The organism is Streptomyces sp. NPDC059906 (assembly GCF_042730645.1).
Lineage (GTDB): Bacteria > Actinomycetota > Actinomycetes > Streptomycetales > Streptomycetaceae > Streptomyces > Streptomyces rubrogriseus.
The window spans coordinates 264,902-274,047 of sequence record NZ_JBHWKU010000008.1 but is presented as its reverse complement, the minus strand read 5'-3'; the positions used below and the strand labels follow the sequence as shown (position 1 = coordinate 274,047).

5 protein-coding genes are annotated in these 9,146 nt (G+C 71.9%); all 5 read right to left on the bottom strand.

The genetic code is table 11. The features are described from left to right. Positions 1–184: 184 nt before the first annotated feature. Positions 185–2,392 (bottom strand): S1 family peptidase, encoded by a 2,208-nt coding sequence (locus tag ACFV9J_RS15915; protein ID WP_385354499.1) that lies wholly within the window; start codon positions 2,390–2,392, stop codon positions 185–187. A 33-nt stretch (positions 2,393–2,425) separates the two neighbouring features. Continuing rightward, positions 2,426–2,932 (bottom strand): hypothetical protein, encoded by a 507-nt coding sequence (locus ACFV9J_RS15910; protein ID WP_385354497.1) that lies wholly within the window; start codon positions 2,930–2,932, stop codon positions 2,426–2,428. 121 nt (positions 2,933–3,053) lie between these two features. Then, positions 3,054–3,443: a hypothetical protein gene (locus ACFV9J_RS15905; protein ID WP_385354495.1), complete on the bottom strand. Its 390-nt coding sequence runs from the start codon at positions 3,441–3,443 to the stop codon at positions 3,054–3,056. After that, positions 3,440–6,883: a hypothetical protein gene (locus ACFV9J_RS15900; RefSeq protein ID WP_385354493.1), complete on the bottom strand. Its 3,444-nt coding sequence runs from the start codon at positions 6,881–6,883 to the stop codon at positions 3,440–3,442. Before ACFV9J_RS15900 ends, ACFV9J_RS15905 begins: the two co-directional genes overlap by 4 nt. A 347-nt stretch (positions 6,884–7,230) precedes the next feature. Then, the gene (locus ACFV9J_RS15895) at positions 7,231–9,060 is read right to left on the bottom strand and encodes a coagulation factor 5/8 type domain-containing protein (protein ID WP_385354491.1); all 1,830 of its coding nucleotides are present in this window, start codon (positions 9,058–9,060) and stop codon (positions 7,231–7,233) included. Positions 9,061–9,146: the final 86 nt, after the last annotated feature.

Here is a 9,146-nt window from a genome sequence, read left to right as displayed (position 1 = left end):
GAAGTCCAAAACACTCGCCCGCACCCGTTCCCGCGCAGCACCCGTTCCCGCGCAGCACTCGTACCCGCGCAGCACTCGGCCCCGCCGGGCCGAAGCCCGGCGGGGCCGAGAGGAACCTGCCGCCGCATCGGCCAAAGGCGTCACCGGGTGCTCCCCGGGGGCTCAGGCCGTACGGCGACAGCCGCTACCGCGCCGCGTACCCGAAGTAGTTGCCGTTGGCCGGGAGACCGCCCTGACCCGGCTGGTACGTGGTCGCGGGGCGGCTCGTACCGCCCGGCACGACGTTCGGGAAGGGCAGGACGTGCAGGGCTCCGGTGGCGGCGGGCCCGTAGGGCATACCGGCGTAGAGGTTGCGCGGGGTGAAGTGGATGCTCGTGCCCAGCCTCTCGCTGGCGCCCGGGGTCCCGGGGACGCCGTCCCCGTCGCCGGCCTCGATCCACAGGTCGTTGGCGCCTGCCGAGCCCATCAGCGAGAAGGTGTGGATGGCGCCGGCGTCGGTGGCACCCGCGAGGTCCTCACCCGGGACGCCCACGGCGATCTTCAGGGTGTCGGCCGAACCGACCTCCCTCGGGGCGGTGTTGACCGCGCTGAGGGACGCGCCCACGGAGTCGCCGGCCTCGATCGTGCCGGAGCGGTCGTCGGTGCCGGAGCCCTGGTTGAGCGCGTGCAGGTAGTCCCAGGTGCCGTCGGCCGCGAGGTGCACGAGCATGACGTTGCCCGCGCCCGCCCGCTGCGCGGCGCCGGTCTCGGCGGCCAGGGCCTCACCGGGCGCGCCGATCGCGAGGATCGAGTCGGTGGCCGTGGCCGCACCGGACGGGCGGTAGGCGACCAGTGCGAGGGCCTGACCGAACTTGTCACCGGCCTCGGCGCTGCCGCTGATCTTCTCGTTGTCCTGGTCCATGCCGGCGACCACGGTGGGCCGTCCGGCGGCGTCCAGCTTGTGGCTGAGCACGGCCAGGTTGCCGGCGTTCGCGTCACCGCCGATGACGTCACCGGGAGCTCCGATGGCGATGAAGTTGGAGTCGCCCGTCACCGACGTGCCGAAGGCGTCGTTCGCCTCGGCCGCACCGGGGACACCCGAAGAGTCCTGATTGATGCTGACGTTGGTGTCGCCGTGCACGTAGAACGCGCCGCCCGCCTTGGTGAGCGAACCGAGCGCCTCGCCCGGCGCGCCGACCAGGATCCACGGCTCGCCCGCGGCGGTGGTGCCGGCGGCGAGGGAGGCGCCCATCCGGTCGCCGGTCTCGGGCGCGGCGCTGCCGATGGAACCGTTGCCCGAGCCCTGTTCGAAGTGGCGGGAGGCCGGGCCACTGCCGAGGCCGTCCTTGCCACCGAACAGGATGTCGAAGAAGCCGGCGTCGACCGCGCTGCCGACGTTCTCCTCGGAGGCGGTGACGACGAGGTCGGTGTAGCCGTCCTCGTTGTAGTCGACGGTCGCGAGGTGGTTGCCGAAGTGGTCCCCGGCCTCGGCGCCGCCGGTCACCCAGTCGAGATCCTGGGTGATCTCGGCGACGCCCTTGCCGCCGCCGTGGACGACACGGACGAGCCCCGCGGTGGTGTCACCGCCGACCGTCGCCATCGGGTCGCCGACGGCGATGTCCTCGACGGCGTCGCCGTTGAAGTCGACGATGCGGGTCGCGCCCGCCTTCTCGTCGATCCAGGAGGCGAGGTCGTCGACGCGCGCGATGACGCCCGCGGTGGAGGTCTGGGTCGCGTCGACGCCGAGGCAGCCGCCCTGGAAGGACTGGCTGTTGAGGCCGACGAGCTTGCCGCCGGAGACGACCGGGCCGCCGGTGTCGCCCATGCAGGCGGCCGCGCCGTCCTTGCCGGTGACGCCCGCGGAGGTGGCCGCCGTGGAGTCGACGGTGTAGGTGCCGGTGTGCAGCTCGAGCGGCGCCCAAACCGTGTCCGTACGGCCGTATCCGGCGAACGTCAGCTCCGCGCCGGTGGCGGGCGCGGTGGTGGCGAGCTGAGCCGGGGTCACGTTGGTGACGGGCCGGTTGAGGCGGGCCAGGACCACATCGCGGTCCGTGCGCGGCACGATCTCCACGACGCGGCGCTCGGCGCCCTGCGTGCCGGAGAGGTCGGAACGGCCGATGACGGCGGTGGTCGTCCTGGCGGGCGCACCGGCCGGGACGGCGAGCGAGGCGGCCGGGTCCTCGGCGAAGCAGCTGGCCGCGGTGAGCAGCCATTCGGCGTCGACGAGCACCGCGGAGCAACCGCGGTCGTGGGCGCCGATGGTGATCTGCGCGGTGTAGGCGTGGGTGGTGTCCGAGTCGGCGACCGGCGTGCCGCCGGTGACGGCGACGGCGGCCGCCGTGCTCAGCGCCAGCGACCCGGCGGTCAGGACCGCGCCGAGCACGGCCGACCGGGAACGTCTGATGGAAGACATACGAGTGGATTCCTCAATCACAGGGGAGGCCGGCTAGTTGGTGACGCGGATCTCGACCAGGATGTGCTCGCGGCCGTCGACGGACTCGCCGACGCCCTTCCACGTGTCCGCGGGGATGTCGTACTCGACCTGGTCGTCCTCGGCGGTCATCTCCAGGTGGGTGTTGACGGAGTCGTCCGTCTTCACCCCGTGCACCGCGGGCAGTTCGAGGGTCAGGTAGCCCTCGTCGGCGGTGACCTCGAAGCAGACGTCCTCGTGGTCGCGCGCGAGGAACTGCAGGAGGTTGCCCCCGCCGGCGCAGTCGGCCAGCACGATGTGGCCGTCGCCGCGCTTGAGGACGATGTTCTGCTCGGCCAGGATCTTGTCGGCGTTCGGGTAGTTGTAGTCCTCGACGGCGTAGCCGGGCGCGGCCTCGGCGACGGCCTCCGTGGCGGCCTCGTTGGCGGCGCCGGCGTTGCCCTGGGCGAGCACGGCCCATGCCAGGGCGCCGGCGGTGGCCGCGGCGCCCAGAGCGCGCACGAATGAGCTGCGTATCTTCATCACAGTCCTAGAAATTCGACGGATCGTGGGTTGAAGCGCCCTGTCGAAGGGCGCACTTGACGCGGTTGCCCCATTCCTGAAAGGAACAGGAATCGGGCAACCGCCGAGAATGCGAGGCCACTCAGCTCGTCTTGTTGAGCTTTTGCGTGACCGGTCCGTCCGGATCGGACTGGAAGTACAGCGTGTCCTGATCGTCTACATAGAGCTGGATACCGCCGGTCTTTCCGAGACCGCCGTCCTCGACCCCCAAGTAGACGAAATCGCTGGAGGTGTCCGGATCCTGGTAGTCCCAGCTGCCGCTGAAATCAACCGGGCCCGTGCTCTCGTTCGTCGTCACCCGCTCGGCCGAGAACGTGCCGTCCGCCGAGAGCTCGATCTGCCCGCCCTCGTCGTTGCGGTACACACCGGGCAGCTTCTTCGGGTCGACCGACCCCGAGCATCCCGACACGAGCACCGCGGACGCGGCGAGCACGGCGAAGAGCCACCGTCCACCTGCCCTCTTGCGCGTCACGGACCCAGCGTAACGTTGAACTCGATCACCTGGGTCTTCGGCGACAGCGGCCCCTCGTCGCCGACGACCTTGTCGACGAACGCGCCCACGGTGTCGCTCCACCAGTCCGTGTACCCGATGACCGGAGGGTGCGTCGCCGACTCGATGTCCGACTCGTTGTACGCCGTGTAGCGCCAGGTGACCGATCCGTCCGCGTTCTCCCGGATGGGAGTCATACGGACCTGGTGCGAGCCCAGGAACGTGTACGCGAGGTTGCCGGTGAGTCCGCCCGTGGTGAGCGTCCCGTAGTCCGTCATGTACTTGCCGGCGCCGTCGAAGCCGCTGAGCATGTAGTCGTTCATGTAGGTGTGACCCAGCTCGTACTTCCCGGTCCGCTGCCACTCGTTGAGGAAGTAGGCGAGAACCCCCTGCGTGTGCGAGTGCTCACGGTAGAGGCGGGTGAACTCGTCGTCCGGGCCGAAGCACTGCGAGGAGGGGCCCGAGCCGGTGAGCCAGCTCCAGCCCAGCTCCCACGGGTTGGTGTTGTTGCGGTGCTCGATCGGGTCGCCGAACGGCGTCAGACAGCTCTCGGCGCCGTCGGGCAGCCCGGTCTCGCCGTCGATCGGCACCTTCGAGTTGTCGAGCGCGTCCTGGATCGCCTGCCGGATCGCGGCCTGGATGACCAGGATCCGGGCCTCGGTGGCGGCGACCGCCGCCTCGGCGAAGGACTTGCCCGCCGCGAGCTTCGCCTGGCGTGCGACGGTCGCGGAGCGCTGGGCGTCCAGGGCGTACGACGCGGCGGTCTCGGCGGAGCGCACCGCCCGGTTCGCCGCGTCCCGCGCCACACTGCTCGCCCTGCGGGCCGCGGCGGCCGCGTTCGCCGCGGTCTGCGCGGACCGGGCGGCGGCGGCAGCGGAGGCTTCCGCGGCCTCCGCGTTCTGGCGCGCCTCCTCGGCGGAGGCCTTGGCGTCGGCCGCCCAGCCCTTGGCCTTGCTTGCCCACTCGGTGGCCTCCTCGGCGGCCTGCCGGGCGAGGGCCGCGGCCTCGGAGGCGCGCGCGGCGTCCTCGAGCGCGTCCTGAGCGATCTTGGCCGCCCGCGCGATGGCCGCACGGATGGCGCTGATGTGCGTGGCGTGATCGTGGTCGATGCGCGCGAACTCGTGCTGCGTCGTGCCGATGAACTGGCGCAGCATGTGCGTGTCGCCATCGAGGGCGACCTTCGCCGCGGCCTGTACGTACGGGCCGCCGGAGACCAGGAGCGTGGTGGCCGCCACCTTGTCGTCCTCGTGGACGGCCGCGGCGCGCTTCACGTGCAGGAACGTGTGCAGCGCCTCGGCGGAGCCGTCCGTCAGGGCGGCCTCGGCGGCACGCCGCACGGCGGTACCGGTGGAGTCGTCCGCGAGGAGCGTGGTGACCTCGACCTCGTTGTCGTCCCTGGCCGCCTCGACCGCGCCCTTCTCCAGGAAGGTCCTGACGGCGGCCGGGTCCTCGGTCCGCAGCGCCGCCGTGGCGGCCTCGGCCACGTTCTGCGTGGAGATCGCGGCGGTGGCCGCGGTGTTCTCCGCGTTGTCCTGCTGCAGCGCGATGAGCCGGTCGGCCTCGATCCAGCGCAGCACGTCCTCGTCGGAGCCGGCCAGCGCGAACTCGGCGGCCTCGCGGGTCCACGTGCCGGACCGGTCGAGGAGCAGGACGGCGGCCTGCCGGCCCTTGTCCACGGCCTCCCCGGTGCGGCCCTCGGCGAACGCCGCCTCCATCGCGGTGATCAGCGCGACGAGTTCCTCGGACAGCCGCGCCTCCTGGGTGCGCTCCCGGTTGGCGCGCTCCAGACGGTCGGTCTCCTCGCGCCGCTGCTGCTTGGCGACCTCGATCGCTTCCTCGGTCTCCTCGTTCAGCCGGGCGATCTCGGCCTCACGGGCCTCCTTCTCGACCTCCCGGGCCTCGGTGACCGCGTCGTACGCCTTGTTCGCGGCTTCCACGGCGGCGTTGGCGGCGGCGGTGGAGCGGTTGGCGTAGTCCACGGCCTTGCCGGCGTTCCGGGCCGCTTCCTCGGCGGCGTCGGCCGCCTTCTCCGCGTGGTCGGCCGCGCTGTCGGCGGCGGCGGACGCGGACCGGGCGGCGGCGGCCGACCTGCGGGACAGGGTGGAGGCCCGGCTCGCGGCGGCCGTGGCCCGGCCCGCGGCGGCCTCCGCGATGGCGGCCTGGCGCTGCGCCTCGGCGGCCTGGGACTGCGCGGCACCGGAGGCCGCGGCGGCGTCGGCGGAAGCCCGCGCGGCGGCGGCCGAGTTGACCGCGGCACCCGCGGCGGCGTTGCCCGCGGCCTCGGCCGCGTCGGAGGCGAGGGCCGCGAGCTTCGCCTTCGCGGCCACGGTGCGCACCCAGTCGACCATGACCCGCGCGGCCTTCGCCGCCTGGTTGGCGGCCTCCGCCATGTTCGCGTTCTTGGAGGCGCCGATCGCGGCGCGGTACGCACGCGATGCGGCGCGCCCCGCGGCCGCGGCGGCTGCCGCGGCGGCGTTCGCGGCGGTCACCGAGCGCCGGGCCGCGGCCTGCGCGGTGCGCGAGGCGGACACCGCGGTCGATGCGGCGGCCGCGGCACCCTGGGCGGCCCGCGCCGCCTTGTTGGCGGCCCTGGCGGAGCGCTGCACGTCCTGCTCGGCGGCCTGGGCCTCGGCCTTCGCCTCCAGCGCGGCGGCCTTGGCCTTCGCGGCGGCCTGCACCGCCTGCTCGGACAGCTCGACCGCCTCGTCGGTCTTCAGCTCGGCGCGCCGGCCCTCCGACTCCACGATCTTGACGAGCTGCTGGATCTCCGCCGACTCCTCGTCCCGCGCCCGGGCGATGTACTGCCCGGTCGTCAGGAACCACTGGATCGCGCGCGGCGATCCGTCGTCGAGCGCCCGCTCCGCGTACTCCCGCACCTGCGGCGAGGCGGTCACGAGGATGGAGGTCACCTCGACGCGCTGGTCCTCGTCGTGCGCCTGGTACTGCCCGCTGCTGAGGAAGTCCCGCAGAGCGAAGTCCGTACCGGTCGCGAGCGCCTCGGAGGACTCGCGCTTCACGGCCTTGCCGCCGTGCGCGTTGACGGTGGTCACGGCCACCCGGAGGTCCTCGTGCACCGCCGACCCGAAACCGCCCTGCAGATAGGCGGCGACCGCCGCGTCCCCGCCGGACAGCGCCTGTCCGATCCCGGTACGCGTCGCCTTGCCCGCGCTGACCAGGGCCTCGGTGAGGGTGAAACGATTGTCCTCGGCCGTGGCCGCCGGCAGCCGCTCGCCGAGGAAGGTGGCCACGGTGTCCGCGTTGCCCACCAGCGCCGCCGCCGCTGCCGTGCGCACCGCGCGGCCGCCGGTCCGGTACGCCTGCACGACCTTGCCGCGGTCGGTGTCGGGCAGTCCCGTACCCCCGTCGGCCTCCGCCGTGTCCGCCGCGTACGCGGGGCCGGACCCGAACACCCCCAGAGGCACCGCGGTACCTGCCGCGATTCCGCCGAAAATCGCCAGTGACTGGCGTCTGCTGAATATCCGTGGTGATGGTGACATCAAGACTCCCTTCTCGGACACGAGGGGAAATCTCGCCGCTCCCCCTGCGGTTCAAGTGCTCTATAGAAGCGGGGGATTGATGACCCGTCCAATGCAGAAACCGGGCAGAAATTGGGTATTCCGTGAGCGTGCGTCGTGATGTGTGTCACGCTTGGAAAGGGTTGTAGTGACCTTGGTAACGAATTGATGGAGACCGAATTGGGCGGCCTCCCCCGGACGACGTCGGCCTTCAGGACCACAGCCGGGTCCTGAAGGCCGACATCACGTTCGCCTCAGGGGTACTGCACCACCTTCGACGGCACGGTGTCCGTCCCCGACGTGGGTGAACCCGTGTCGTTGATGACGCACTCGTACTGCCCGTTGCCGCCGAGCGACACCACGAGCAGCCCGTGGAAGCGCACCCCGGAACGGTTCGGCGCGGCGAAGCCGTGGTGCTGCACGATGGACGGGTCCACGTTGTAGTAGCAGTAGCTGCCCAGACCCCAGCCCTCGTGCTCGGTGACGTCGTCGCCGACCTTGTAGGCGGCGTAGCCCTTGATCGAGCCGTTCTGGATCGCCGCCTGGTCCGGGGCGTCGTACGCCTTCTCGTTCTGGAAGAAGACCGTGCGGCCGCGCTCGCCGTTCCACTGCACGTCGTACTTGTTGAAGTGCTCCACGAACAGGCCGGTGATCAGTACGTCGTCGCCGTTTACCACCACGCCGTAGTCGGCGCGGTTGGTCTCCCAGCCGACGCCGTCGCCGTGGTCGGCGCGCCACACCCAGGTGTGGTCGACGATGGTGTGCCGGCTGTTGACGACCAGGCTCGTGGTCGCCTTGCCGGGGCCCGCGCCGCCGATCCGGACGAACACGTCCTGCACGCTGGTCGGGTTGGCCGCGTGGTCCGCCAAGGCCCCCTCGGGCCCGACCTCCAGCAGGGTCGCGGAGTTGACGGGACCGGCGTCCACGAGGAATCCGGCGAGACGTACGCCGTCCACGTCGGCCACCTTCAGGGCGGTCACGCCGTTGTCGGGGATGAGGGTGGCGTAGCCCAGGCCCAGGACGACCGTGCCCGCGCGCTTCACGTCCACGGTTCGGTCGAGGTGGTAGATCCCCGGCGTCAGCAGCAGGTGCAGGCCCTCCTCCAGTGCCTGGTTGAGGGTGGCCGCCGAGTCCTCGGGCTTGGCCACGTAGAACTGGGACAGCGGGAGCGAGGTGCCGCGCGGGGTGCCGTTGCCCCAGGAGACGCCGCGGGCGTCGGTGCGCTTCTCCGGCAGGAACACGCGGTACTCGTCGCCGTCGAGGTACAGGAACGGCTTCTCCCGGGAGACGGGCGTCGTCTGCAGTGTCGTGTACGGAGGTTCGGGGAAGCTCTGCGCGGGCGCGCCCTCCACGCCGGAGAACACCATGTTCCACACGGCGTTGAGCCAGCCGCCGACCGAGCTGTCCCGGGTGTACCACTGCTGCTGGGAGTACGGGCCGACCGTGCCGTCGATCCGGCTGTCGGCGATGTAGCCGCCGCTGGCCCAGCCGTAGCCGTCGGGGGCGAGGTTGAGGCCGCCGCGCACGTGCATGCGCCGGAAGGGCGCGGCCTGCGAGACCGCCCAGCGGTTGGTGCCGCTGACCGGGACCAGCGCGAGATTCTCCGCCGAACGCCAGAAGTTCTGCGTGGCGTTGCCGTCGAACCAGCCGGCGTCGACCGTGACGTCGCCGTTGATGGTGGTGTCGTCGGGGGAGAGGCCGAGGCCCGCGACGGAGGTGTAGAAGCCGAGCTGGGCGTTGAGCCCGTGGTAGGTGCCGGGCTTGAACAGCAGCGCGTAGCGCCCGGTGCCGAACTGGGCGGACTCCTGCTGCTTGAAGATCTCGTCCAGTCTGCCCTGGATGTTCGCCGTGGACGGGTCGAAGACGATGACGTTCGGCCCGAGGTCGCCACCGCCGGGCAGGGCACGAGGGCCGTCGGGGGAGTCGGGAGAGTCGGCGGCGGCGGTTCCCACGCCGGCGAGTGAGGCCAGCACGGGTGCCGCGGCGGCTGCCGCGAGGAGGCTGCGACGCCGCACCCCGGAGGGCTCGGGCGCGGAGCAGGGTGTGGGGGAAGGTGTGGGGGAGGGCGTGGGGGAAGAGGGCATGCGGGCGGCTCTCCTTGTTCGGAAAGTGAACGAAGTGGGGGTGGGGGAGCGCTCTCTGGGTGTGCATGCTTCATCTGCGCGCACGA